A 24,695-nucleotide genomic window follows, 5' to 3' on the forward strand; every position below is an offset into this window, starting at 1 on the left:
ATCAGCCGCGCGGGCAGATCTCACTGTCATTAAAGAAATACGCAATTTCGCGCTCAGCTGACGCGGCGGAATCTGAACCATGAACAGCGTTTGCGTCAATTGAAGATGCAAAGTCGGCACGAATGGTGCCTGCTTCCGCTTCCTTGGGGTTGGTTGCTCCCATCAGGTCACGATTCTTCAGGATAGCACCATTGCCTTCCAGAACCTGAACAACCACAGGGCCGGAGGTCATGAACGCAACCAGATCATTGAAAAACGGGCGCTCCTTGTGCTCGGCGTAGAACCCTTCTGCCTGCTCCTGGGTCAGGTGCATCATTTTCGCAGCGACGATGGTCAGGCCCGCTTTTTCGAAGCGTGTGTAGATTTCGCCGATCACATTTTTTGCGACTGCATCGGGCTTGATAATCGAGAGCGTGCGCTCATTTGACATGATCTATCTCCATTCAGGTTCAGAAAAATTTCAGGGTTGGGATTATACGCAGTCCGGAGGCAACTGCCTACCGCACTGAACGGAGACGGGTAACAACGTCAACGATTTGCGCCGCTGCGAAGTCTGCCTCCTCTTCCGTCGAAAAGCGTCCAAAGGAAAACCGGAGAGCTCGATGCGCCTGCTCATCATCCAGCCCAATGCCCTTGAGTACAAACGAAGGCTCAATAGTGGCCGAAGAACAGGCCGAACCAGACGAAACCGCCAATTCACGCAATCCCAGCATCAGGGATTCCGCATCGACACCGGCAAACGAGAGGTTGATGATACCCGGCACCCGATGTTCGGCACTGCCGTTAAGCGTCACGCCCTCAAGACCTTCAAGGCCCGACATGAAACGCTTCCGCAGGGATTCCAGCCGCGCCTTCTCCTGCTCGAGTTTTTCGCCGGCCAGATCAAAGGCTTTGCCCATGCCGACGATTTGGTGCGTAGGTAGTGTGCCAGAACGCATGCCCCGCTCATGACCACCGCCATGAATCTGCGATTCAATTCGCACGTCCGGAGAACGCCGCACATAGAGGGCGCCAATACCCTTGGGCCCGTAAACCTTGTGCCCCGACAAAGACAACAGGTCCACTGGCATGGCTCCCACATCCACCTCGGTCTTGCCAGCCGCCTGCGCCGCGTCCACATGAAACAGCACACCGCGTTCGCGAAGCATGGTACCGATGGTCGCGATATCCGTTTGGCTACCCAGTTCATTGTTGACCATCATCAGGCTGACCAAAGCGGTATTGTCCCGGAGCGCATCTTCAACCTGTTGACAGGACACCCGCCCGTCCGCGCCCGGTTTGAGCCAGGTCACCTCAACACCCTGCCCTTCAAGCCACTTGCAGGTATCAAGCACCGCCTTGTGTTCAATCATCGATGTCACAATGTGCGGATTGTTCTTGCCTGTAACAGCACCCTTGATGGCGAGGTTGTCGGACTCGGTAGCGCCGGACGTCCACACAATCTCACGTGGGTCTGCATGTATCAGGCTTGCCACCTGCCGGCGGGCACCTTCAACGGCGGCTTCGGCCTGCCAGCCAAAGCCATGGGAGCGTGATGCAGGGTTGCCAAACACACCATCAGGTGTCAGGTATTTGACCATTTCTTCGGCAACGACAGGGTCTACGGGCGTGGTGGCCGCATAATCCAGATAGACGGGCTTTTTCATAGAAGTTTCAGGATAGTCGTTCAGGCCGGCGCCTGATCCGTAAGGCGCTCGGTGTTAATCGTCTGTGAGTCGCCGTCTGAATGGCGCCTGTTCTGCCGATCGGCAACCACCTGAATCTCCCGTTTGCGCATCAGGTCCCCAAGACTGATATCACTGAGGAACTGATGAATCTGATCACTGAGATCAGACCACAGGTGGTGGGTCAGGCATTTCTCGCCATTCTGGCAATCACCCTTGTTGCCGCAACGGGTGGTATCCAGGGATTCGCTGACCGCGTCGACAACTTCCGCAATAAAGACGGAGTCTGCCTCACGGCTCAGGCGATAACCACCGCCAGGGCCCCGGATACTCGTCACCAGTTTGTGACGGCGAAGGCGGGAAAATAACTGCTCGAGATACGAGAGGGAAATCTCCTGCCGGGCAGAAATGTCAGCCAGACTCACCGGCCCCTGATCCCCATGAAGGGCGAGATCCAGCATTGCCGTCACCGCATAGCGGCCTTTGGTGGTCAGTCTCATAACGTCAGCCCCGGTCAGGGATTGATTCGGCTTTAACAACGCCGAGTATGAATTGACCTACCAAAACAGTCAAGTATTCACCGTTGCGACGGCTCGTCGTCCCGCACGCAGTCAAAATCCTCCTCCTGCAGCGGCGGCAACTCGCCGTTCTGGTATTCACTGTTCACCTTGCGAAGCGCTTTGCACATATTCTCAATGCGGTCATCCACAGCATGCATATGATCCAGCAGGCTGCGCATGGCCCGGGCTACCGGGTCCGGCATTTCCTCGGTCACACCATAGGCATCGAAGCCCATGCGTTCTTCCATTTCCTTGCGCCGGGCGTCATCTTCCCCTTTGCGCTTCACCACAACCCGACCAGGAATACCGACAACCGTCGCGCCAGGCGGAACCTCTTTGGTCACCACGGAGTTGGAGCCAATCTTGGCGCCCTCGCCCACCGTAAACGGCCCGAGGATCTTGGCACCGGCACCCACCACAACACCGTCACCCAGCGTCGGATGGCGCTTACCCTTGTTCCAACTCGTCCCTCCCAGGGTAACGCCCTGATAAAGCGTGACGTCGTCACCGATTACCGTGGTCTCACCAATGACAACACCCATGCCGTGATCTATAAAGAAACGCCGCCCGATCGTGGCACCTGGATGAATTTCGATGCCGGTCAGCCAACGGGCGATCGAAGAAAACGTTCGTGCGATCCACTTCAGGCCAAGACCCCAAAGCCAATGGGAGAACCGGTGGCACAGGAGCGCGTGCAAACCCGGGTAGTTGGTCAGCACTTCGAAAGTATTGCGAGCGGCGGGATCACGATGAAACACGCTGTTCACATCTTCCCTTAGACGTTCAAACATAACCCTATTCCTGTTCACCGGCCGTTGAATCAGCCTTTGACGTATTTTTTGCGGTATCCGCAGCACCAGCCGATTTCTGTACGGCGGTCAGTATTCCCCGAAGGATATTGATCTCCATCTGATCCAGCCCGGCACGCTGGAACAGCCGCCGCAGCCGCGTCATCAACTGACGGGGATTGTCCCGGCGGTGAAAGTCGACATCCACAAGCACCTGTTCAAGATGACTGAAAAAACCCTCAACATCGCGGACAGGCGCGGGCGGCACATCCCAACCTTCATCGCCGGGCGCCATCATAGGCTTGAGATATGGGCTGCCGTCGCCACCTTCAAGGCCTTTCAGATAATGCATACGCAATTCATAGCACATTACCTGAACCGCCATGGCCAGATTCAGGGAACTGTAATCGGGATTTGACGGGATATGAATGTGGAAATGACAACGCTGCAACTCTTCATTGCTCAGCCCATGGTTCTCACGCCCAAAGACCAGCGCCACCTGCCCCGCTTCTGACTGCTGCGAAGCCTTGGCCGCGGCGTCTGGTGGAGCGATAACCGGCCAGGGGACCTTTCGCCCCCTCGCGCTGGTACCCATAACGCACACACAATCGGCAATAGCTTCGTCCAGAGTCGAAACTACCGTGGCCTTGTCGAGAATATCGGAGGCGCCCGCTGCACGGGCGTAGGAGGCCTCATCAGGAAAGGACGCTGGATTTACCAGCCACAGGTTTCCCAGCCCCATGTTTTTCATGGCCCTGGCGACCGCACCGATGTTACCGGAATGGGACGTCTCAACCAGGACAATCCGGATCTGGTCGTTGTAGGTGTCAGGGCCCTCCAGGGGCTTAGCTGGCTTGTGCATGGCGGTAGAATCTCTGTAAAAACTGGAAAGGTGCGCATGATAGCAGATCTACCCCCTTCCCCGCCTCTCCGGACATGCCCTGATACAGCGCCATCCGTGACATTGCGGAGTGGAAAAACATACAAGGCGGGTCAGTTTTTGATATGCTATGCGGCCTTCACACACCCGGATAATGAACACTCAGATGCAACCAGCAATCAAAATGGCCCTGCGCGTCGCGCGTCAGGGGTCCGACTATCTGAAAGCACACTTCGAACGCCAGGAACCCAACGGCGACAGCGAAGACCGCCGCAGGCAACTGGAGCGGGTCGAACAGTCCATTTACGACAATTTTTCCGAACAGCTCGACAAAGCCTACAAGGACCACGCCATCGCTCCTTTGAATGAGGCGGACGCCGACGGTAACGACAAGAGCTGGCACATTTTCCCGGTACTCGGACGTGAGAATTTTTTGCGCGGCATTCCTGACTTCGCCGTTGCGTTGCTGCAAAAGAAAAACAACCGCACCGAGAACCTGCTGCTGATCAATCCGGTCACCGGTGAGGAATACTCTGCCAGTCGCGGCCACGGTGCTGCACTAAACAGTCGGCGGGTGCGCACCAGCGACGTCAAGCATGCCGACCGTGCAGCCGTGGTCAGCAATCTTCTCGACCAGACCCGCTCTTCTGACGACCCACTGATGTGGGGCGAGATGGCATCCTTGCTGGCCCGTGACAGCAGCATGTTCCGAACCACAGGTTGCGTGGCCCTTGATATCGCCCGGGTTGCTTCCGGCCATCTGGACGCCGCTGTCATTTTCCGTCCTGAGCCGGCTGACCTGGCCATCGGCGTCACGCTGGCACTGGAGTCCGGCGCTCTGACCGGCGATTTCTCCGGCAACCCCTCAACGGAGAAAGCAAAGCAGTTGATCGTCGCAAACCCCAAGCTGTTCCGTGAAGTACTCAAGACACTTCACCCGTTCCGGGGCCGACTGCCTCGCTAGACATAAAGGCCAACGGCCAGGCATAAAAAAAGCCGCAACCCCATTTGGTGTTGCGGCTTTTTTGTGGCTGACCGACTTACATCCGGTTCAACCACTCGGGCGGCTGCTCTTCTTCCTCTTCCTGCCCAGCAAGACCTTCCTTCGGCGGAACGATCAGGTCCTCCCGTGCCACACCCAGGGCAACCAGCAGGTTTGCTGACACATAGATGGATGAGTATGTACCCACCACCACACCGATGATGAGAGCCAGCGCAAAGTTGTTGATCGCTTCACCACCCAGGAAGTACAGGGCGAACAGCACCACCAATGTCGTACCGGACGTGTTGATGGTCCGGCTGATGGTCTGATGAATGGACTCGTTGATGATGTGCTCGGAGCCCCCTTCACGCATCTTGCGGAAATTCTCGCGAATCCGGTCCGCCACCACGATGGTATCGTTAAGGGAATAACCGATAACCGCAAGCAACGCTGCAAGCACACTGAGGTCGAACGTCCACTGGAACAGGGCAAACACACCCAGAACAATGATGACGTCGTGGGCCAGTGGCACAACAGAGGCAATACCGAACTTGAACTGGAACCGCATACCGACGTAAATCAGCACCACTGCCAGCGCAATGAGCATTCCCAGACCACTGTCTTCCTTCAGCTCGTCGCCAACCTGGGAGCCGACAAATTCGGAGCTCACCAGTTCAAGCTCATTACCACCAGCCGACAACGCGGCCGTGACTTCAGCGGCCAACTTGTCGTTCTCGGACTCCGCCATCCGCACCAGCACCGTGGTGTCCGAACCAAAGTTCTGGACCACAAACTGCTCATATCCTGCACCCTCCAACGTCTGGCGAACATTGTCCAGAGCGGGCGCCTGCTGGTATTCCAGCTCAACGGAGGTACCACCGGTAAAGTCCAGCCCGAGGTTCAGGCCGCGCACTGCCAGCAACGCAATGGAAGCAACAATCAGCGCAATGGACACAACGGAAGCAATCTTCCGAAAGCCCATAAAATCGATAGGTTTCTTCTCAACTTCAGACATTGGCCAGTTTCCCCCCAATCGACAGCTTTTCAACCTGTCGACCGCCGTATACAAGATTTACAATGCTGCGACTGACCATCAGCCCGGAGAACATCGACGTAAGAATACCGATCGACAGTGTCACCGCGAACCCTTTCACCGGGCCGGACCCCATGGCGAACAGGATCACCGCCACCAACAGGGTGGTGATATTGGCATCAAAAATCGAAACGAAGGCCCGGGAATAACCGGAGTTTATCGCCGACTGTGGCGGTATGCCCGATTTCAACTCTTCCTTTATACGCTCGAAGATAAGCACGTTGGCGTCAACCGCCATACCCACCGTCAGCACGATACCGGCAATACCCGGCAGCGTCAGGGTTGCTGAGAGAATCGACATGCAGGCGATCAGCAGCATCAGGTTAAGCGTCAATGCAATGTTGGCGATCACACCAAAGCCACGGTAGTACACCACCATGTAGCAGAGAACCAACACAAAGCCGAGCAGGACCGACATCATGCCGGCATCAATGTTCTTCTGCCCAAGGCTGGGACCAATCGTCCGCTCCTGAACAAAGTACATTGGCGCAGCCAACGAACCGGCTCGCAGCAGCAATGCCAACTCCGCCGCTTCCGGGATGGAATCCAGCCCGGTAATCCGGAAACTGCTTCCCAGCGCAGACTGGATCGTCGCCAGGCTGATGATGCCCTTTTCGACAACGCGGTTGTCGATCGTGCGGGTTTCACCATCCACAACCACTTCTTCCGTCTCTGTCCGGTATTCGATAAACAGGACCGCCATGCGACGCCCAATGGCGTTGCGGGTTGCACGGTTCATCAGATCGCCGCCCACCGAGTCCATGGTGATGTTGACCTGTGGCTGGCCGTTCTCGTCGAAGGCCTGCTGTGCGTTAGAGACATTGTCACCGGTGACGATCACTTCCCGCTCAAGACGGGCTTCACGGTTAGGGTTGTCACGGAACGGGAACGTCTCGATATCAGCTGATGACGCATCCTGGCGGGCCTCAAGACGGAACTCCAGGTTGGCAGTAGCACCCAGTACACGCTTTGCCGCAGCGGTATCCTGCACACCAGGCAATTCCACAATGATGCGGTCCGCACCCTGGCGCTGCACCAGAGGCTCCGCCACGCCAAGTTCGTTGACCCGGTTACGGATGGTGGTCAGGTTCTGCTCCAGTGCGTAGTCCTGTATGGACTTCACTTCGGCTTCCGACATGGACAGCACCAGCAGGTACTCACCTTCCTCTGTCTGCTCATCGAGCAGGAACTGGTTGTACTGGTCACGGATCAGGTCAAACGCTTCGCTGCGGGAACTTTGGTCACGGAAACTCAGAACAATGGAACGGTTGCCTTCCACATCGCCACCGCGGTAGCGCACACGCTCTTCACGCAATTCGCGCTTGATCTGACCAGACATGGCTTCGAGGCGCTGGTCGACGGCGGTTTCCATATCCACTTCCAACAGGAAGTGAACACCACCCCGCAGGTCGAGGCCGAGCTTCATCGGGCCCGCACCCAGGCTTTCCAGCCATCCCGGTGTTGACGGCGCCATATTCAGGGCTACCAGATAATCCCTTCCAAGCGCCTCCTGCACTACCGGCCGAGCCCTCAGCTGGGATTCGGCGTCGTTCAGGCGAATCAGGGCGTCGCGCTCCTGCAACTCGGATTCCTTGACCTGGATCCCCTTGGTTTCGAGTGCATCAACAGCCCTGTCGAGAATCCGCTGATCGACTTCGGTACTGCTCCGGGCACCGGTGATCTGTACGGCAAAGTCGTCAGGAAAGACGTTAGGCAAGGCATAGACGAACCCGATCACCAGCGCGATCACGATAACCAGGTTTTTCCAGAGCGGATACTTGTTCAGCATGGGGTCCCTTTAAGCCGGCCAGTCGGCCGGCTGTGATGTTTCAGCTTGGCAAATTCAGACCTGAGTCGAAAACCGGTCGATCAGATGTCCTTCAGAGTTCCTTTCGGAAGTGCCGCTGCAACAGCAACTTTCTGAACCTTGATCTCTACGTTGTCAGCGATTTCAACCACGATAAAGTCATCGGAAACCTTGGTGATCTTGCCGGCCACACCGCCGGAGGTAACCACTTCATCGCCTTTGTTCAGGCCAGCCATCAGCGCCTTGTGCTCTTTCGCACGCTTGGACTGGGGACGCCAGATCAGGAAATAGAAAATCAGGATAAAGCCGGCAAAGAAGATCACCTGCCCCATCACTCCCATACCCTGGGCACCCGCATCCTGTGCCATGGCCAGTGCCGGCATCGCAGCAAAGAGTGCAGCAACAAGTAACTTGATTGATTTCATTGACTATCTCCGTTTTTAAGAAAAGTTCAGGTAGCGGTTCAGAATCGGCTTATCCCGCAGTCACTGCGCCATTGGAGGCACGGTTTCACCGCGGCGGGCATAGAAGTCGCTAATAAAGTCCGACAATGTACCTGCTTCAATTGCGCCACGCAATCCAGCCATCACGTTCTGGTAGTACCGCAGATTGTGGATAGTATTGAGTTGCGAGCCGAGCATTTCTCCACATTTATCGAGGTGATGCAGATAACTTCTCGAAAAGTTCTCGCAGGTGTAGCAGTCGCATTGATCGTCCAGCGGCGCGGTATCGTGCCGGTGCCTGGCGTTGCGGATCTTGATGATGCCGGTGGAGGTAAACAGGTAACCGTTGCGCGCGTTTCTCGTGGGCATTACGCAGTCAAACATGTCTACGCCGCGGCGCACTGCTTCCACAAGATCCTCGGGCCGCCCTACGCCCATCAGGTAACGGGGGCGGTCTTCCGGCATTTTGGGTGGCAGATGATCCAGGATACGGATCATATCCTCTTTGGGCTCGCCCACCGACAATCCACCTATGGCGTAGCCGTCGAATCCGATCTCCGTCAGCCCTTCCAGTGAGCGGTCCCGCAGCGATTCGTACATCCCTCCCTGAACGATGCCGAACAGCGCGGCCGGATTACCGGCGTGTGCCTGTTTGCTCCGGGCAGCCCAACGCAGGGACAGCTCCATGGACTCACTCGCCTGCTTCTCGGTGGCCGGGTACGGCGTACACTCGTCAAAAATCATCACAATGTCCGACCCGAGATCGCGCTGCACCTGCATGGCGATCTCCGGTGACAGCTCTACCGGTGAACCATCGATTGGCGAACGGAATGTCACGCCCGCTTCGGTGATTTTGCGCATCTCGCCCAGGCTGAACACCTGGAATCCGCCGGAATCTGTGAGGATCGGGCCTTGCCACTGGGTAAAGTCATGCAAATCGCCATGGGCCTTCACCACTTCCGTACCCGGCCGCAGCATCAGGTGGAAGGTGTTGCCAAGGATGATCTCGGCCCCAATATCCTTGATGTCCCTCGGCAGCATACCCTTGACGGTGCCGTAGGTGCCCACCGGCATGAAAGCCGGGGTTTCCACCGTACCCCGGGGAAACGTCAGGCGTCCGCGTCGTGCACGGCCATCTTCCCCGAGTTTTTCAAAGGACATATAACACTGGTCACTCATCATCGTTCTCCGGATTCTGGCTGCCCTTCCCTGAACAGGAAGAGAGGGCGCCCAGGCTTGGCTCCTGCGCTGTGATAAACATCGCATCACCGTAACTGAAAAAGCGGTAACGCTCGTCGACAGCCGCTTGATAGGCCGACATCACGTTCTGATAACCGGCAAACGCGCTGACCAGCATGATCAGCGTTGACTCCGGTAAGTGAAAATTCGTCACCATGGCGTCCACGGCCTGGAAACGATAGCCGGGGTAAATAAAAATATCGGTTTCGCCCTGAAAAGGTCGAACCACACCGCCGCGACTGGCGGATTCCAGGGACCGCACAGAGGTGGTACCAACGGCTACGACACGACCTCCCCGGGCTCGGGCTGCATTCACCGCATCAACCGTTTCTTGCGATACATGGGCCACTTCACTGTGCATCACATGATCTTCAATACCCTCCACACGCACCGGCTGGAATGTGCCAGCGCCCACATGCAGGGTTACAAACGCGGTTTCAATGCCCCGCGATTCAAGCTCGGCCAGAATCCGGTCATCAAAATGCAGGCCGGCGGTCGGAGCCGCCACCGCACCGGCTTCCCGGGCGTACACCGTTTGGTAGCGTTCGCGGTCCGAGGATTCATCCGGGCGATCCACGTAGGGAGGCAGCGGCATATGACCGATCCGCTCAAGAACCTCAAGGACGGGTTCGTCGCTGTCACAATGCAGGTGAAACAACGCATCATCCCTTCCGCTCATCCGTAGCGGTGTGCCATCTTCAAGCAGCACTTTCTGGCCTTCTTTTAGAGCTTTGGAGGCCCGTACGTGAGCGAGAATGTCGTGCTCTCCAAGTACACGCTCAACCAGCACTTCCACCTGACCGCCGGTTTCCTTGCGGCCAAAAAGGCGCGCTGGAATCACTCGCGTGTCGTTGAAGACCAGTAGGTCGCCCGGCTGAAGCAGGCCTGGAAGATCGGTAAACCGTAAGTGCCTGGTGTCACCGGACAGCCCATCGAGACTGAGCAACCGGGACGCACTGCGCTCTTTGAGGGGATACCGGGCGATAAGCTCATCCGGTAGATCAAAGTGAAAATCGGAGACGTTCATTGGATGGACTGTTTACACCGCACTGTGCGGATCGTAAATGGTAGCGGCGGGCGGACTCGAACCGCCACGGGTTTTACCCCAACGGATTTTGAATCCGTCGTGTCTACCAATTTCACCACGCCGCCATCGGAGAGTGCTGGGGATTATACTGAGGTTGAATCTGAAAGCAATAACAAGTGCCGGACTTCCTTGTTCCGGCAGGCTTTTTACAAGCGATCGAACAACGACAGCTGAGAGACCTGAGCAAACGACTGCTGTGCAGCCTGCAGCACGAAGCTCTGGAAGCTCAGGTTGCTGATAGCTTCGGCGTAGTCCACGTCACGCAGTTGCGAACGGATGTCCTCACTGTACACAGACGAGTCTTCCAGGAACGATTTGGTAGAGTCCACGGCGTTCAGGCGCCCGCCGATTTCCGTTTGCTTCTGCACAATGCTTTCCTGGGCATTGTCCAGGTTCTGCAAAGACGCTGCGATCAGGTCGTCATAGGCCGCCTGCCCGGCCGGCGAACCTTTGTCGATGTTATCGAGGCCGTCAATCAGGTTTTCGATGGTGGCAAAAACCGACTGCCTCTCCCCCGCGCGAAGGGTGAACTCATCGCCATCGCCCGCATCGGTAATCGTCGCCTGCACACCGGCAACTTCGAAGGACTCACCACTGGTATACGCCGCCGGAGTCACAGTCAGGGGATCGCCGGTGCGGCTATTCACAGCACTGACCGTTCCCGCAACGGTATCAACGGTAATGGTGATATCGTCCGGTGAAACCGCCGACAGTGCGCCATCATTGATCACCTGAATACCATCGATTCGAGCGGCGGCCGCATTGCCAGGGTCACTCTCGGCAAACACTGCTGCGGGAACCGAAGAGTAGATGCCTTTACCATGATCGCTGATAGGCACCGTTACGCCATCGTCGATCTCCAGCACCCGCTGGCCCTCATCACCCTGGTACACCCAACTGCCGGATGCGTCTTTCCCAAAAGCCGCGGTGGAACCCTGAAAGCCACTGAAAATGTACTCGCCGGACGCATCACGGGTATTGGCGATGTTGGCCAGCTGCCCGATGCGCTCTTTCATTTCCGAGGAGATGGATTTGCGATCATTTGGTGACAGCGAGCCGTTACCAGCCTGGACGGTCAGCTCCCGTATCCGCTGGATAACATCCACCGAACTGGCCAACGCGCTTTCCTCCTGCTGCAACCGGTTTTCTGCGAGCCCAGCGTTGCGCTGATAGGTCTCGATCCGGGACAGCTCCTGATCAAGCTTCAGGATACGCGCCGCCGCAACCGGGTCGTCTGACGGTTTATTGACCCGCTTGCCCGTCGAAATCTGCTCCTGGGTCTGGTTCAGGCTGCTATTCAGTTCCTGCAGCCGGTTTATACCGCCGGAGAATATCTGTTGTGATGAAATTCTGATCATGTCACATCACCTCGCACTGTTACCGGAAACTCTGTAACAGGGTATTGAACAAATCCTGAGCCACGCTCACCACCTGGGCGGACGCGTTGTAAGCCGCCTGATACTGGATCAGCTTGCCGGCCTCTTCGTCCAGGTTGACGCCAGAGACGGATTCCCGCTGATTGGTGGACTGCTCCAGTAGCGTGCTACCGGCGTCTTTATCCAGCTGGCTCTGTCGGGTTTTCACACCAACAGCTTCCACCAACCCTGCGTAGCCTTCAGCAAAACTCTGGCTACCGCTGTTAAGGGTATTCTCGGTTCCCAACGCCGCCAGGAACTCAGCATTGCGGTTGTCCGATACACCGTTGGAGTTGTAATTGATGCTGAACGAATCCCCGGGCCTCGGGTTGCCGGAGATCTCGAACTGAAAGCCGAAATAGTCCGGCGAACGCGGATCCTCAGTGAACAGCTTATTGGACTGGCCTGACTGGAACACATTGACCGGAGGCACGGCCGCGGCATCACCGGCCTGCAGCACCGTGTTCGTATTGGCGTCGACAATGTCATAGACCAACTGGCCACCATCGTCCCGGAACTGAATATCCAGCGGTGGGTCCAGTTGTCCGTCCTGTCGGAAATTGCTCAGCAACGAATTGGTAAACGGATCCCTGACATCCAGCATCTTGCCCTGGTTGATCGTGGCATCGCCGGTATTGCTGGCAGAACCTTCCGCCCTTACCGGGCTTGCAAATGCAAGGTCCTCTTCACGATCGAGTTCCAGGCCGATATTGGCCGCCGCGTTCCGGGTCGGCTCGATCAGGAAGCTGTCACCGGCATTGAAGGTGCCCCCTTCGATACGGATATTGAACCCCGGCATGGATATTTCGGACTGAACAGGGTCCGGCAGGCGGCCTTGGTTAACCACCTCACCCGTGGCACGATCCACCAACTCGAAATCCCGACCGTCGCCACCAAACCGCAACGACCAACTGCCCGCGGGAAGCTGGGAACTGTCGATAATTTCGACCGCAAGCTGAGCGTCCCGCGGAGCTCCGTTACTGGTATTGGCAATTACCCGGCCGCGTTGGGCCGCCTGGGAGTTGACGTCACTGAAAAACAGGCCACCCAGGTCACCCTCAAGGTCCATGCCAATTTCATGCTGATGATTGAGGGTTTCGGACAAGGCAATCGCAACCCGGCCGAGTTCGGCGAAGGCAGGCTGCAGGGCCTCTGACTCAAACCGTTGCAAGCCGCCGAGTTTGCCACCGTTGATTTGGCTGTCCACGTTCAGGGTCCGGCCACCGGTCGTCAGGGTGAATTCCAATCTGGTCGGGTCTTCCGCGTTATCGCGGGTTCCCAGTTGTGCCGCCCTGTCACCAACCACCAACGCCTGCCCATTGCGCAGCGAGACATTCACCTGGCTACCTTCTGCTTGCACCACACTGATGTTGACCAGTTCAGACAACTCACGCAGTTTTTCGTCGCGCTTGTCCAGCAGCTCGTTGGGTTCACGGCCCTGGGCCAAGCCGGGGGATTCGGAGATCGCCAGGTTCAGCTGTGCAATGCTTTTCAACAGCGTATTGGCGTCCTTGACGCCCTGCTCCATCTGGGTCTTGACGGATTCCCGCTGTTGAATGAACTCCTGATTCAGGGCTTCAAATCGGTTCACCACCTGTTGCGCCTCGCTCAACACCAATTGGCGCTGGGGCAACGAGGCCGGATCTTCTGCAGCATTCTGCAGGCTCGCGAAGAAATTGTTCAGGGCATTGCTCAAGCCGGTTGTTTCGCCGCCAAGCAGGTTGTCCAGGCGGGACAACTCCGAGTTCAGTGCTTCCTGCTCACCGAACAAAGAGCTGTCTTCACGCACCTGTTGCGTCAGATATTCGTTCGCCAGGCGACGGATGTTGGTGATGCTGACACCAGTGCCGATAGAGCCCGCGCCGGTGCGTTGCGCCGACTGGGTTTCAAATTGCACCTCCTGACGGCTGTAGCCCGGCGTGTTGGCATTGGTGATGTTGTTACCGGTGGTGTTCAGCGCCGCCTGGTGTCCGAGGATACCGGTCAGACCAATATTGATAAGCCCTGCCATAATGCTTACTCCTCAGCCCCACGCGTACCCATGGACAACGTTGCCATGGAGTCATTATTCATAATGCGGCGAATCTTGGCACCGTAGTTCGGATCGGTGGCATAGCCCGCTTCCTGAAGCCGGTTTGCAAACAACTCGGGGTCATCCGCGGCCGCCAGCACATCCCGATAACGGGGATTGGATTCGAGGAACGAGACATAATCCCGGAAGCTGGATTCATAGTCCGGGTAGGCCCGGAACGCGGCCCGTTCGTTCATCGGCACGCCTTCGCGGAATTCCGTGGTGGCAATGTTCACTGATTCACCCTGCCAGCGGGTGTCTGCCTTGATACCGAACAGGTTAAAGCTGGGAGAACCACCGTCGCCTTCAATCATGTGTCTGCCCCAACCGGTCTCCAGTGCTGCCTGTGCAATCATCAACCTCGGGTTGATGCCGCTTTGCGCCGCTACCTTTTCCGCGACGGGCAGGAGTTCACGAACAAACTGTTCCGGTGAGTCGAACCGGCTTGGCATGACGGTGCTGACTTCCTGTGCAGGCTCTTTGCGGGCGGTGTCAGCCACCTGATTTACCTTGTCCATCTGCTCAGGCAGGCGCGGCGAAAGTACCGGCATACTACGGTCATAATCCGCCAGCGCGGTCTTATGGGCCGCCATCGGCTCACCCTTCTCATCCATACCAGGAATCTGCCGGCTAAGCTGGCGCACCAGGGCATCGGATATACCGGTGCCCTGCTTTTGCGATAGCGTCAGGCTCAACTGGCTGTCGAACATCTCTCGATAGAACTCCGACTGCTGGCTGTTGAGGTAGTTGCCCTCCGCAAACACATCACCGGCCTTGCGCATCGCTTTGACCATTTCCGACAGGAACAGGCCTTCAAACTGCTTCGCCACTTCCTCAAGCGCCGCTTCCTTGTCGGTCCTGGCCTGGGCCTTCAACGCGTTCAGGCCGCCGAAATCGGTATAAACCTGGGCCTTCTGGAGACTGGAATCCTGCATCACGCCCCCTAAATCACAATCAGCTCAGCGCGCAAGGCACCGGCCTGTTTGAGGGCTTCGAGCACCGCCATTACGTCACCGGGCGCCGCACCTACCTGGTTCACGGCCTGGACAATCTCGTTCAGGGTGACCGCCGGGCCAAACTGGAACATCCGGGCCGGGTCTTCGGTAATGGCGATCTGGGTATTGGGCTCGATCACCGTTTCACCATCGGTGAACGGGTTTGGCTGATTGGCTTCGGGATTCTCTTCAATGGTGACGGTCAGGTTACCGTGGGTCACCGCCGCCGGGCTGACCTTGACGTTCTGCCCCACCACAATGGTGCCGGTGCGGCTGTTGATCACCACCTTGGCAGCGTCTTCCGCCGGATTAACCTCAATGTTTTCCAGAATCGACAGAAAGCTTACGCGCTGGGATGGGTCCCTCGGCGCCTTGACGGAGACCGAGGTCGCATCGTGGGCATACGCCATGTCCGGGCCCAAATGACCATTAATCGCTTCCACCACCCGGCGAGCCGTCGTGAAGTCAGCTCGCAACAGGTTGAAGGTGATGGTATCGCCACGGGTAAAGGGCGACATTACCTCCCGCTCGATGGTGGCGCCATTGGGAATCCGACCAACGCTGGGAACGTTTACGGTAATCCGCGAACCGTCGGCGCCCTGGGCACCGAAGCCACCCACCACCAGGCTACCCTGAGCCATGGCATAGACCTGATTGTCGGCCCCCTTTAACGGCGACATCAACAGGGTACCGCCACGCAGGCTGTCGGCATTGCCGATGGACGACACTGTGATGTCCAGTTCCTGGCCTGGCTTGGCGAAGGGCGGCAGATTCGCAGTAATGGTAACCGCAGCCACATTGGCAAGATTGGGGTTCACGCCCGGCGGCAGGGTAATGCCGAACTGGGTCATCATGTTGCGAAAGGTCTGGTTGGTAAACGGCGCTTTATCACCAGTACCGTCCAGGCCAACCACCAGCCCGTAGCCGACCAGTTGGTTGTTACGCACACCCTTGATGCGCGCCAGATCCTTCAGGCGGTCCGCCAGCACCGGCGCTGCGATCACGGAGAGCGCAATCATCAGTATCCCAAGCCTCAGCATTTTCATAGCGGGAACCACTCACTGTTGAAGAACCTCGCCAGCCAGCCCATCTGGTTAGCCTGGTCGAAATCACCGGTACCGCCGTAGGCAATACGGGCATCAGCAATACGATTGGACGCCACGGTGTTGTCCGGCGAGATATCCTCCGGCCGAACAAGACCAGTCAGGCGGATATACTCATCACCGTTGGTCAGGGACAGCCATTTCTCGCCACGGATATGGAGAACGCCATTTGGCAGGACTTCCGTGACGGTTACGGTGATATTGCCATTCAGGCTGTTGCTCTGGTCCGCTTCCGCCTGGCCTTCAAAATCACGTTCCAGATCAATGTCGGTGCCCAGGTCAAGATTGCTTCGGCCCAGAATGCGCGGGTCCAGAATGGAAATCTCATTGTCTTTGGTAATGCTGCTTTCAGCGTTCTTGCTGGCGCGGGTCGACTCTTCGAGGGTCACCGTAAGGATGTCACCGACGTTCAAAGCCACGGTATCGCCATAGAGACTGTAGTTCCGTGAGGACTGGTAGATAGCGCCGGATTCCGGGTCCCGCTGCATCATCGCTTCCGCGCGGACTGGCGCGTATTGCGGATCATCCGGAACAGCCCGTGGCCGGCTCATGGCGGTACACCCCTGAAGGACAACCAGGATCGCCACCAGCGCAAAGGTGCCGCCGTGATGTCTGGTCGTTCTGTTGTTGGTAATAATGGGTGTCATGATTCCCCCTTCCTGCCGTCCGCTACCGGTTAACCAATGTTGTTGGTGATGAACTGCAGCATCTGGTCGGTTGCGGAGACCACTTTTGAGTTCATTTCATAGGCGCGCTGGGTGGTGATCATATTCACCAACTCTTCCACCACTTCCACGTTGGAGGCCTCCACCATGCCCTGCTCCAGTGTGCCCAGGCCGCCGATACCAGGCTCACCCTCGGCGGGATCACCACTGGCATTGGTTGCTTTGAACAGGTTGTTACCGATTGCCTGCAGGCCCTGAGGGTTGATGAAATCAACCAAAGTAATTTCGCCCAGGTTGACCGGGGCCGCCTGGTCATCGGTAACCGCCGTTACTGTGCCGTCCTTGCCGATAGTGATATTGGTGGCGTTCTCCGGAACGTTGATGTTCGGCTCCAGGGTGTAACCGTCGGGGTTGACGATGTCGCCGTTGGAGTTCAGCTGGAACTGACCATCACGGGTATAGGCAATCTGCCCGTCTGGAAGCAGAATCTGCATGAACCCACGGCCGTTCACCGCCATGTCCAGGGGCTGCTCGGTGACTTCCAGGTTGCCCTGGGAAAACTGCTTGGAGGTGCCGACGATGCGAACACCGGTACCCAGCTGGAGACCGGACGGCAGCTCCGAGTTCTGGGTATTCAGACCACCGGGTTGCCGGTCGATCTGGTACAGCAGATCCTGAAACACCGCGCGGTCGCGTTTGAAACCGGTGGTGTTCACGTTGGCCAGGTTGTTTGAGATCGTGGACATATTGGTGTCCTGCGCGCTCAACCCGGTTTTGCTGACCCAAAGTGCTGGATGCATGTCGTCTACTCCTTGCCGGGGGCGTCTTCAATGCGGCCGATTTTTGCCGCTTCTGCGCTCACCCGGGCGATGTTCATAGGATTTATCAAAGGTTCTGCAACAGTCGTGCCGACGCCTCGGCATTCTCGTTGGCGGTGGTCATTATCTTTACCTGCATCTCATACTGACGGGACAACTGCAGGTTGGAGATCATCTCCTCCACGGCGTTCACGTTAGAGCTTTCCAGAAACCCCGACGCGACGCGCATATTGGCATCAGGCGGCTCTGGACCATCCAGCGCCTGGTCCGCCTTGCGACGGATAAAGCCATCTGCACCTTTTTCCAGCGTGTCCCGGGGTGGGTTCACCAGCTTCAGTCGATCCACCTCAACCAACTGGTCCGGCGGACCGCCAACAGGAACCACGGAAATGGTTCCGTCCGCGCCAATCTGCACGTTATCGAACGGCGGCAGTGCCACCGGTCCGCCATTACCCATGACCATCTCTCCGCTGGAGAGACGCATCAGGCCATTGACGTCGATCTGCATGCTGCCGGAACGGGTGAATACTTCCTCGCCCTGCTGATTCTGCACGGCCAGCCAGCCATCACCTTCAACGGCGACATCCAGCTTGCGGCCAGTGTCCATCAATGCACCGGCGGAAAGGTCTGTTCCAGGCCTCTCGGCCATGGCATAGGCACGGGTGGGATGATGCTCACCAAAAACCGGCATACTGCGGGCCTGGGCGAAATCCGCCTTGAAACCGGTGGTACTGACGTTTGCCAGGTTATTGGCGTGGGCGCGCTGGGACAGCATGTTCTGCTTGGCGCCGGACATTCCTATATAGAGGGCTTTGTCCATGGGAAAACTCCTGCCGGAATATTGACTGTTTCCAGTCTTTCCTATGTTCTAGCAGGAGTTGTGCCATGTTCACATTTCAGGATTAGCGGAGGTTGATCACCGTCTGGGTAACGGCGTCGGAGGTCTCGATCGTCTTGGCGTTGGCCTGGTAATTACGCTGGGCAATGATCAGGTTTACCAGTTCCGCCGACAGGTCCACGTTGGACTCCTCGATGGAGCTGGCTTTGATCGACCCCAGGGTTCCGGTATCAGGCGCACCGATAATCGGCTGGCCGGACTCGAAGGTTTCAACCCAGGTGGTTTCGCCCACCGGCGACAGACCGTTGGTATTGTTGAATGAAGCCAACGCTACCTGTCCCAGGGACTGGGATTGACCGTTGGTGTACCGGGCAAACAGAACACCCTGGTCCGACACATCCAGACCCGACAGCCTGCCGGTGGCATACCCGTTCTGACGCTGGTCGTTTACCCCAAAGTTACTCCCGTACTGGGTGGTATTGCCAAGGTCCAGCACGAAGGCCGAAGTGGTCGGCGGCTCTGGAATTGGCGTGGTGATATTATCACCCGGTCCTGGAGGGCCATCTGCGCCGTTCGGAGTGCCGTCGGCATCTTTCGGCGTCCAGTCACTGATCAGAATCTCGCCGTTGGGATCACCGTTCACGGACTGCAACTCGCCGTCCTGATCAAAGCGAGCCTGGTACGGGTTCTGATCGGTTCCGGCCACGAACTCACCGTCGATCTGCAGGTATACGGACCATTCACTCACACCCACACCATTACCTGGGGCGGGTTGCTTCACATAGAACTGGGTCATCTCGTGAGAGTTGCCCAGGCTGTCGTAAACGGTGGTCGATGTTGCGTGATTGTAGGTACGCTGATCCAACGGATTGAACTGGTTGGTGATCTCAATGTTGCGCGCGTTCCATGAATCCGTGAGGTTCGTGGCACCGCTGGTTGACGCAATATCGGTAATCTCACGATCGGCCTGTGGCCTCACCGTGCCAACGGTTGTCTCCGGCGCCTGGTTCGGGCCGTCGCTGGTAAAACCGGCGGTGACGTTGTTGCCGCGGTTGTCGATCAGCCTCAGGTTACCGCCTGTGAGTGACGCCGAGATCGTCGGCGCCTGGGCGTTGTTGATCGCACTGACCAGCGAAGCGGCATCGGTCACACCCGTCGTATCCACGGGCACAGTAACCCCGCCTACCGCAAGGTCAAAGCTGAAGTTGCCAGCCGCAATGGCGGCGTTCAAATCCGCTTCGGACATCCCCTCATAGGTAGTGGTTGCGGAGGCAGAGAGACCGTCCTGCCCATTGAGCACATCCACGACGTCAGCCGCTGAGAAATCAGTCGATCCCGCTGCGTTGATGGGCACGCTCACCACGCTGCCATCTGCGTAGGTGATTTCGAAGGTTTCAGACGGAAAACCGGTGGACCCGGCGGGAGCCGTGTAATCACCCATATCGGCAACTCGGCGTTCCAACACGGTTTCCCGGGAATCCAGGTTCAGGTCCGAGCGCAGGCTGGTCGTACGGCGGGGTGCCAGGTTATCGGTTTCAATCTGCAGGTCACCACGAATACCGGAGAGATTACCGTCATCATCGGCGACGAAACCCTGAACCCGCATGTTCTGGTTGTTGGTGACAAAGCCGTCCTTGTCGATACCGAACTGGCCGGCACGGGAATACCGCACTTCACCGCCGTTGTTCAGCACAAAGAAGCCGTCACCGTTGATGGCAAGGTCGAGGCCGTTATCGGTGAAACTGATATTGCCCTGCCCAAAATTCTGTTTCACATCCTGTACCCGTACACCGTCCCCGATCGGATTGGTGCCGGCACTCAGGAAACCACTGGCATACAAGTCGCCAAACTGCGCCTGGCTGCTCTTGAAGCCTACTGTGCTCGCATTGGCAATGTTGTTACCGGTGACATCCAGATCAACCGATGACGCCCTTAAGCCGCTAAGACCTGTATTGAAAGCCATACTTCACCTCTTACTGTTTCACCGGTTTCAATTAATTTGCTGAACATCTTGCAGAGCGATCGAGCCCATCCCCGCCAGGTTCAGGGTAATGCTGCCACCCTGCCCCAACGACACACTGTCGACATTGGCGCTGACCATGGTGCCCAATTGTTCAAGCCCGCCCGGGTATGAAGCCTCTGCCACCACCTTGTAGCGTCCGGGTGGCAAACTGTTGCCGTTGCCATCCTTGCCGTCCCAGCTGAACGCTGTCTGGCCAGGCTGCTGCTCACCCATATCAATCTGCCGAACCTGCTCACCGGACTCATTCTCAATGGTGATTCTCAGCCCGGATGTGGTTGCCGGAACGGAAACGTTGCCGGATATCTCACCGTCCGCGCCAAGCACGCCAATGGATGACGGTGCCAAGACCGTACGCCCGACCATTGCAGAGGCCTGCAGTGCCTGGGTGGAGCGGAACTGGCTGGCCATATCGTCGACACTGCCGGACAGGCTCTGCATTTCCTCCAGGGAGCTGAACTGCGCCAGCTGGGAGATGAACTCGCCGTTGTCCTGAGGTTCAAGAGGGTTCTGGTTTTTGAGCTGAGCGATCATCAATTCCATGAACTCGTTCTTGCCCAGCTCACTTCCGCTCTTGGCCTGATCCTGCTGCACTCGATACTGGCTCAGCACATCCGAAGCGTCTGTCGTGTTTTTCACTACGCTCATGATTCAATCCTCGCTCGGTTACTGCTGACCCAGGGTCAGGATACGCTGCATCATGGATTTGGCGCTGTTCATAATGTCCACATTCATCTGGAAGCTGCGCGACGACGACATCATGTCCGCCATTTCTTCAACCACGTTGACGTTGGGGTAGAACACGTACCCATCCTCGTTCGCGGCGGGATGATCAGGCTCGTAGCGCATCTGCAACTCGGCGTCACTCTCGACGATGCCTTCAACCCGAACGCCTGCCCCCGGGCCATTGTCGCTGCCAAACGCCATGCTCTGCTGAGACGGATTCAGCATGGACTGCTGTATCGCCGCGAAAACAGGCTTGCGGGCGCGATAGGTCTGATCCGTACTGGAACTGGCCGTCTCGGCATTGGCGATGTTGGACGCAGTGGTGTTCAGCCGCAGCGACTGGGCTGTCATACCGGAACCGGCGATGTCGAAAATATTACCCAGAGACATGATGGTGCTCCTCAATTAATGGCTGCGCCCAGTTTTACTGGCCAGAGAGTGCCTTTTTGATGCCTGAAACCTTTCCGTCCAGGAACTGGAAACTGGCCTGGTAATCCATGGCATTACGCATGAAACGGGTTTGCTCCTGCTGGGCATCCACCGTGTTGCCATCCACGGACGGCTGGTGCGGTACCCGATAGAGCAATTCGCTGTCGGCGCCCATGGGCGAGGTGTCCATATGGGACTCGTGGGTACGGGTCATGCCGAAACCACTCATGCTGTCCTGGGCCTTCTGCATCATCGCCTGAAAGTCCACATCCCGCGCCTTATAGCCCGGGGTATCTGCGTTGGCGAGGTTGTTGGCCAACACCTCCGCACGCTTTACCCTGCCTTCCAGGGCGTGCTGATGAATGCCTAATGCTTTGTCCAGGGAAATTGCCATAGTGCCTCCGATTCCTGCACACGGCGTTGGTCGTTTTGCCGTTTGTGCGTTCTTGCAGAGGTAAAAGCAATCGCAATGCCAGTTTTCAGGAGATGTTGTGGTGTGCGGGCTGAGGCAGGTATCGGCTTATTCGAATCGTAAATTGAGGGCGGAAAGCGGCAAGGGATTTCCCCCGCGCCGGGGGCGGGGGCAACGGGGCGGCAACTAGTGGGGCCAGCGCCTGACAAACTCTTTGGGTTCAGGCCTGGGTATGCTGGGCTTGTTCGCACTGACACTGCCGGTATACAGAAATCCGGTTATGATCTCATTGTCCTGCAGCCCCAAGCCTCGCTTGATAGCTGGATCGTGCGCCATGGCACCGGTACGCCACATGCCTCCAAACCCGGCGGACTCCAGAGCCAACAACAAATACCCCATCCCCACCGCGGCCGACATGGACTGCTCGATCTCCGGTACCTTGGGATGGGACTGGTAAGACGCAATGCCAACGATCACCATAGGCGCCCGCAGTGCCTTCTTGCAGCGTTTTTGCCGCTCCTTTTCCGAGGCGCCGTCGCCACAGGTGGCGGCAAACAATTCACCCAGGGCGTTCAATGCCTCGTCTCCCTCAATAATCAGGTACCGCCAGGGCCGAAGCAGCGCATGGTCCGGCGCCCTCGCGGCGCAGGCAAAGGCATTTTCAAGCGTTGCCGGGTCCGGTGCTGGCGCCTCCAGGCGTGGCTCTGAAGATCGTTTTAACAGGGCTTCCATTACTGCTGTCATATCGCCTCGCTGTGGTTGATTTCAATACGTCAGTTCGGGCCAAACGACCGTATGAATTGTGGGACAGATGGTTTACTGTTAGTCTTTAGTCTAAGTACTTTCCACTATCAGACAGTACTATCTACCTTAAAAACGATAAGCGAGCCGGTAGACGCCCTATGAGCCAACAGCAAACATTCCGCAATTTCGCGGACTTCTATCCGTACTACCTTGAAGAACATAGCGATGTAAACTGCCGCAGGCTTCACTTCGTCGGCAGCCTACTGGTTATCCTCGTTACACTCTACGCCATTGTAACGGCCAAGTTCCTCTATCTGTTGCTCCTGCCCGTCATCGGCTACGGGTTTGCCTGGGTTGGCCACTATGGCTTCGAGAAAAACCGACCTGCCACCTTCAAACACCCACTGTACAGCCTGATGGGCGATTGGGTGATGTTCAGAGATATGCTCGTCGGGCGGATCCGTTTCTGAATGATGAGCGCACCGATTGACCTGCGTAACGCCAGTACCAATGCCAGCAAGGCCGCCGTGCTTGACGCGCAGAACCATCCAATTGCCATCCCGCCCATGCCGGATTACAACGGCAGGATACTGGCGTATACGGCGACCGCCGGCATTATTGTGTCAGGCGTACTGCAAGACGTCTTCGGCCTGTGGATGCTGTGGCTGCTTTCAGGCGCCCTGACCTGGCCACACATTGCCCATCAACTTACCCGACGAACGTTTCTCCGTAACTCATCCCGTATTCGCCAGAAAATGCTGTTAACGGATTGCGCCATCGGGGGTGGATTCGTCGGCTGCATTGGATTGATTGCGATACCCTCGGTCGCCGTGGCACTGATGCTGATGTTCAGTTGCCTGATTGTGGGCGGCATCCGCCAGTGGCTGCTAGGCACCATGATCATGGCCGCCTGCGGCGCCATCGGCGTTGCCATCGTGGGCCCCGCCGAGTCACTGCAGTCGCCGATGATCACCAGCATTATCGCGATCAGTGCCACCGGCCTTTATATCTGTGTGACTGCGTTCTATTCCCACCAGCAGGCCCGCGCGCTGATGATGGCAAAAACCCAGATCCAGAATCAGCGGGAACAATCCATTGCCCTGTCCCACAAACTCTCCAAGTATCTGTCACCGCAGGTGTGGCAGTCCATCTTTACCGGTGAAAGAGACGTGCGGCTGGAAACACAACGCAAGAAACTGGCCGTCTTCTTCTCCGACATCAAGGGTTTTACAGAACTGTCCGAAGAGATGGAGCCGGAAGCACTGACGGAACTGCTGAACCACTACTTCAACGAAATGTCGGAAGTGGCCCTCAAATACGGCGGCACCATCGATAAGTTCGTTGGCGATTCCATCATGATTTTCTTCGGTGACCCCACCAGCCGGGGCCAGAAAGAAGACGCCTTCGCCTGCGTGTCCATGGCGGTGGAAATGCGTAAACACATGAAAATCATGCGGCAGAAATGGCGCAGCCAGGGTATCAAGACACCGCTGGAAATCCGCATGGGCATCAGCACAGGCTACACCACCGTTGGCAACTTCGGCGCCGAGAACCGCATGGACTACACCATCATCGGCAAGGAAGTGAACCTGGCCAGCCGCCTGGAATCCCTGGCTGAACCCGGTGAAATCCTGATCTCCTACGAAACCTTCTCGCTGATCAAGGACCGCATCATGTGCCGCGACAAGGGCGAGATCACGGTTAAAGGCTTCGGCCGCCCGGTCTCCATCTACGAAGTGGTGGATTTCCGCCGCGACATGGGCCCCAACCGCAGTTTCCTTGAGCACGAACGCAGCGGCTTTGCCATGTACCTGGATTCGGAAAAAATCACCGAACGGGAACGGGAGTCCATCCTGTCTGCGCTCGAGGATGCCGCTGAGCGACTGCGCCAGGAAGAGGATTCCTGACCGTTCCCG

25 protein-coding genes and 1 tRNA gene are annotated in these 24,695 nt (G+C 57.3%); 3 read left to right on the forward strand and 23 right to left on the reverse strand.

Features of this window, described 5'->3' with window-relative positions; translation table 11 throughout:
- Position 1: 1 nt before the first annotated feature.
- The 5 genes from ndk to trmJ all read right to left on the reverse strand — a co-directional run bounded on the left by ndk (position 2) and on the right by trmJ (position 3,874).
- A complete protein-coding gene (ndk, locus tag JJO78_RS15915) occupies positions 2 to 430 on the reverse strand; it encodes a nucleoside-diphosphate kinase (RefSeq protein ID WP_269399992.1) in 429 nt (142 codons plus the stop codon).
- Positions 431 to 497: 67 nt separating this feature from the next.
- Entirely contained in the window at positions 498 to 1,646 is a 1,149-nt protein-coding gene (locus JJO78_RS15920; protein WP_075196850.1) for an IscS subfamily cysteine desulfurase, read from the reverse strand.
- Positions 1,647 to 1,666: 20 nt separating this feature from the next.
- Positions 1,667 to 2,164 (reverse strand): Fe-S cluster assembly transcriptional regulator IscR, encoded by a 498-nt coding sequence (gene iscR / locus JJO78_RS15925; protein WP_036208160.1) that lies wholly within the window; start codon positions 2,162 to 2,164, stop codon positions 1,667 to 1,669.
- 77 nt (positions 2,165 to 2,241) lie between these two features.
- Positions 2,242 to 3,015: a serine O-acetyltransferase gene (cysE, locus tag JJO78_RS15930; RefSeq protein ID WP_041333191.1), complete on the reverse strand. Its 774-nt coding sequence runs from the start codon at positions 3,013 to 3,015 to the stop codon at positions 2,242 to 2,244.
- 4 nt (positions 3,016 to 3,019) lie between these two features.
- On the reverse strand, positions 3,020 to 3,874 hold the full coding sequence (gene trmJ / locus JJO78_RS15935) for a tRNA (cytosine(32)/uridine(32)-2'-O)-methyltransferase TrmJ (protein WP_075196851.1): 855 nt from the start codon (positions 3,872 to 3,874) through the stop codon (positions 3,020 to 3,022).
- 184 nt (positions 3,875 to 4,058) lie between these two features.
- Here trmJ and JJO78_RS15940 point away from each other — a divergent pair, with 184 nt between their 5' ends.
- Positions 4,059 to 4,856: an inositol monophosphatase family protein gene (locus tag JJO78_RS15940; protein WP_075196852.1), complete on the forward strand. Its 798-nt coding sequence runs from the start codon at positions 4,059 to 4,061 to the stop codon at positions 4,854 to 4,856.
- Positions 4,857 to 4,932: 76 nt separating this feature from the next.
- Here JJO78_RS15940 and secF read toward each other — a convergent pair whose 3' ends face one another.
- From secF to JJO78_RS16030, 18 genes are all read right to left on the reverse strand, one after another.
- Positions 4,933 to 5,889 (reverse strand): protein translocase subunit SecF, encoded by a 957-nt coding sequence (gene secF / locus JJO78_RS15945; RefSeq protein ID WP_041333189.1) that lies wholly within the window; start codon positions 5,887 to 5,889, stop codon positions 4,933 to 4,935.
- Positions 5,882 to 7,756 (reverse strand): protein translocase subunit SecD, encoded by a 1,875-nt coding sequence (secD, locus tag JJO78_RS15950; protein WP_269399993.1) that lies wholly within the window; start codon positions 7,754 to 7,756, stop codon positions 5,882 to 5,884. The genes secF and secD overlap by 8 nt, the downstream gene beginning before the upstream one ends.
- Positions 7,757 to 7,836: 80 nt before the next feature.
- On the reverse strand, positions 7,837 to 8,199 hold the full coding sequence (gene yajC, locus JJO78_RS15955; protein WP_036208174.1) for a preprotein translocase subunit YajC: 363 nt from the start codon (positions 8,197 to 8,199) through the stop codon (positions 7,837 to 7,839).
- A 60-nt stretch (positions 8,200 to 8,259) separates the two neighbouring features.
- On the reverse strand, positions 8,260 to 9,378 hold the full coding sequence (gene tgt / locus JJO78_RS15960) for a tRNA guanosine(34) transglycosylase Tgt (RefSeq protein WP_041336522.1): 1,119 nt from the start codon (positions 9,376 to 9,378) through the stop codon (positions 8,260 to 8,262).
- Positions 9,379 to 9,388: 10 nt separating this feature from the next.
- Positions 9,389 to 10,483, reverse strand: coding sequence for a tRNA preQ1(34) S-adenosylmethionine ribosyltransferase-isomerase QueA (gene queA / locus JJO78_RS15965; protein WP_228210709.1), 1,095 nt, complete (start codon positions 10,481 to 10,483; stop codon positions 9,389 to 9,391).
- A 38-nt stretch (positions 10,484 to 10,521) separates the two neighbouring features.
- A tRNA-Leu gene (locus JJO78_RS15970) sits at positions 10,522 to 10,608 on the reverse strand.
- A gap of 81 nt (positions 10,609 to 10,689) precedes the next feature.
- Positions 10,690 to 11,901, reverse strand: coding sequence for a flagellar hook-associated protein FlgL (gene flgL / locus JJO78_RS15975; RefSeq protein ID WP_041333186.1), 1,212 nt, complete (start codon positions 11,899 to 11,901; stop codon positions 10,690 to 10,692).
- Between the two features lie 19 nt (positions 11,902 to 11,920).
- Positions 11,921 to 13,969 carry a flagellar hook-associated protein FlgK gene (flgK, locus tag JJO78_RS15980; RefSeq protein ID WP_126812863.1) on the reverse strand — a complete coding sequence of 683 codons (2,049 nt, stop codon included), beginning with the start codon at positions 13,967 to 13,969 and terminating at the stop codon, positions 11,921 to 11,923.
- Between the two features lie 5 nt (positions 13,970 to 13,974).
- Positions 13,975 to 14,964 (reverse strand): flagellar assembly peptidoglycan hydrolase FlgJ, encoded by a 990-nt coding sequence (gene flgJ, locus JJO78_RS15985; RefSeq protein ID WP_269399995.1) that lies wholly within the window; start codon positions 14,962 to 14,964, stop codon positions 13,975 to 13,977.
- 8 nt (positions 14,965 to 14,972) lie between these two features.
- Positions 14,973 to 16,070: a flagellar basal body P-ring protein FlgI gene (locus tag JJO78_RS15990; RefSeq protein WP_136634111.1), complete on the reverse strand. Its 1,098-nt coding sequence runs from the start codon at positions 16,068 to 16,070 to the stop codon at positions 14,973 to 14,975.
- A complete protein-coding gene (flgH, locus tag JJO78_RS15995) occupies positions 16,067 to 16,774 on the reverse strand; it encodes a flagellar basal body L-ring protein FlgH (RefSeq protein ID WP_085680869.1) in 708 nt (235 codons plus the stop codon). Before flgH ends, JJO78_RS15990 begins: the two co-directional genes overlap by 4 nt.
- A gap of 29 nt (positions 16,775 to 16,803) precedes the next feature.
- Complete coding sequence (gene flgG / locus JJO78_RS16000; RefSeq protein WP_036208192.1) at positions 16,804 to 17,592, reverse strand: flagellar basal-body rod protein FlgG; 789 nt, start codon at positions 17,590 to 17,592, stop codon at positions 16,804 to 16,806.
- Between the two features lie 85 nt (positions 17,593 to 17,677).
- The gene (locus JJO78_RS16005) at positions 17,678 to 18,430 is read right to left on the reverse strand and encodes a flagellar basal body rod protein FlgF (protein WP_273624099.1); all 753 of its coding nucleotides are present in this window, start codon (positions 18,428 to 18,430) and stop codon (positions 17,678 to 17,680) included.
- Between the two features lie 82 nt (positions 18,431 to 18,512).
- Entirely contained in the window at positions 18,513 to 20,411 is a 1,899-nt protein-coding gene (locus JJO78_RS16010; protein WP_273624101.1) for a flagellar hook protein FlgE, read from the reverse strand.
- 27 nt (positions 20,412 to 20,438) lie between these two features.
- On the reverse strand, positions 20,439 to 21,116 hold the full coding sequence (locus tag JJO78_RS16015; protein WP_269399996.1) for a flagellar hook assembly protein FlgD: 678 nt from the start codon (positions 21,114 to 21,116) through the stop codon (positions 20,439 to 20,441).
- Positions 21,117 to 21,134: 18 nt separating this feature from the next.
- Positions 21,135 to 21,584, reverse strand: a complete 450-nt coding sequence (gene flgC, locus JJO78_RS16020; RefSeq protein WP_036208201.1) for a flagellar basal body rod protein FlgC — start codon at positions 21,582 to 21,584, stop codon at positions 21,135 to 21,137.
- Between the two features lie 34 nt (positions 21,585 to 21,618).
- Positions 21,619 to 22,017, reverse strand: a complete 399-nt coding sequence (gene flgB, locus JJO78_RS16025; RefSeq protein WP_036208203.1) for a flagellar basal body rod protein FlgB — start codon at positions 22,015 to 22,017, stop codon at positions 21,619 to 21,621.
- A 204-nt stretch (positions 22,018 to 22,221) separates the two neighbouring features.
- Entirely contained in the window at positions 22,222 to 22,779 is a 558-nt protein-coding gene (locus tag JJO78_RS16030) for a nitroreductase family protein (protein ID WP_228210712.1), read from the reverse strand.
- A 158-nt stretch (positions 22,780 to 22,937) separates the two neighbouring features.
- Between JJO78_RS16030 and JJO78_RS16035 the strand changes: the two genes are divergently transcribed.
- Complete coding sequence (locus JJO78_RS16035) at positions 22,938 to 23,249, forward strand: DUF962 domain-containing protein (protein ID WP_036208209.1); 312 nt, start codon at positions 22,938 to 22,940, stop codon at positions 23,247 to 23,249.
- Positions 23,250 to 24,686, forward strand: a complete 1,437-nt coding sequence (locus tag JJO78_RS16040; protein ID WP_213479874.1) for an adenylate/guanylate cyclase domain-containing protein — start codon at positions 23,250 to 23,252, stop codon at positions 24,684 to 24,686.
- Positions 24,687 to 24,695: the final 9 nt, after the last annotated feature.

Origin of the sequence: Marinobacter sp. DS40M6 (genome assembly GCF_028581595.1) — a bacterium.
GTDB lineage: Bacteria > Pseudomonadota > Gammaproteobacteria > Pseudomonadales > Oleiphilaceae > Marinobacter > Marinobacter salarius.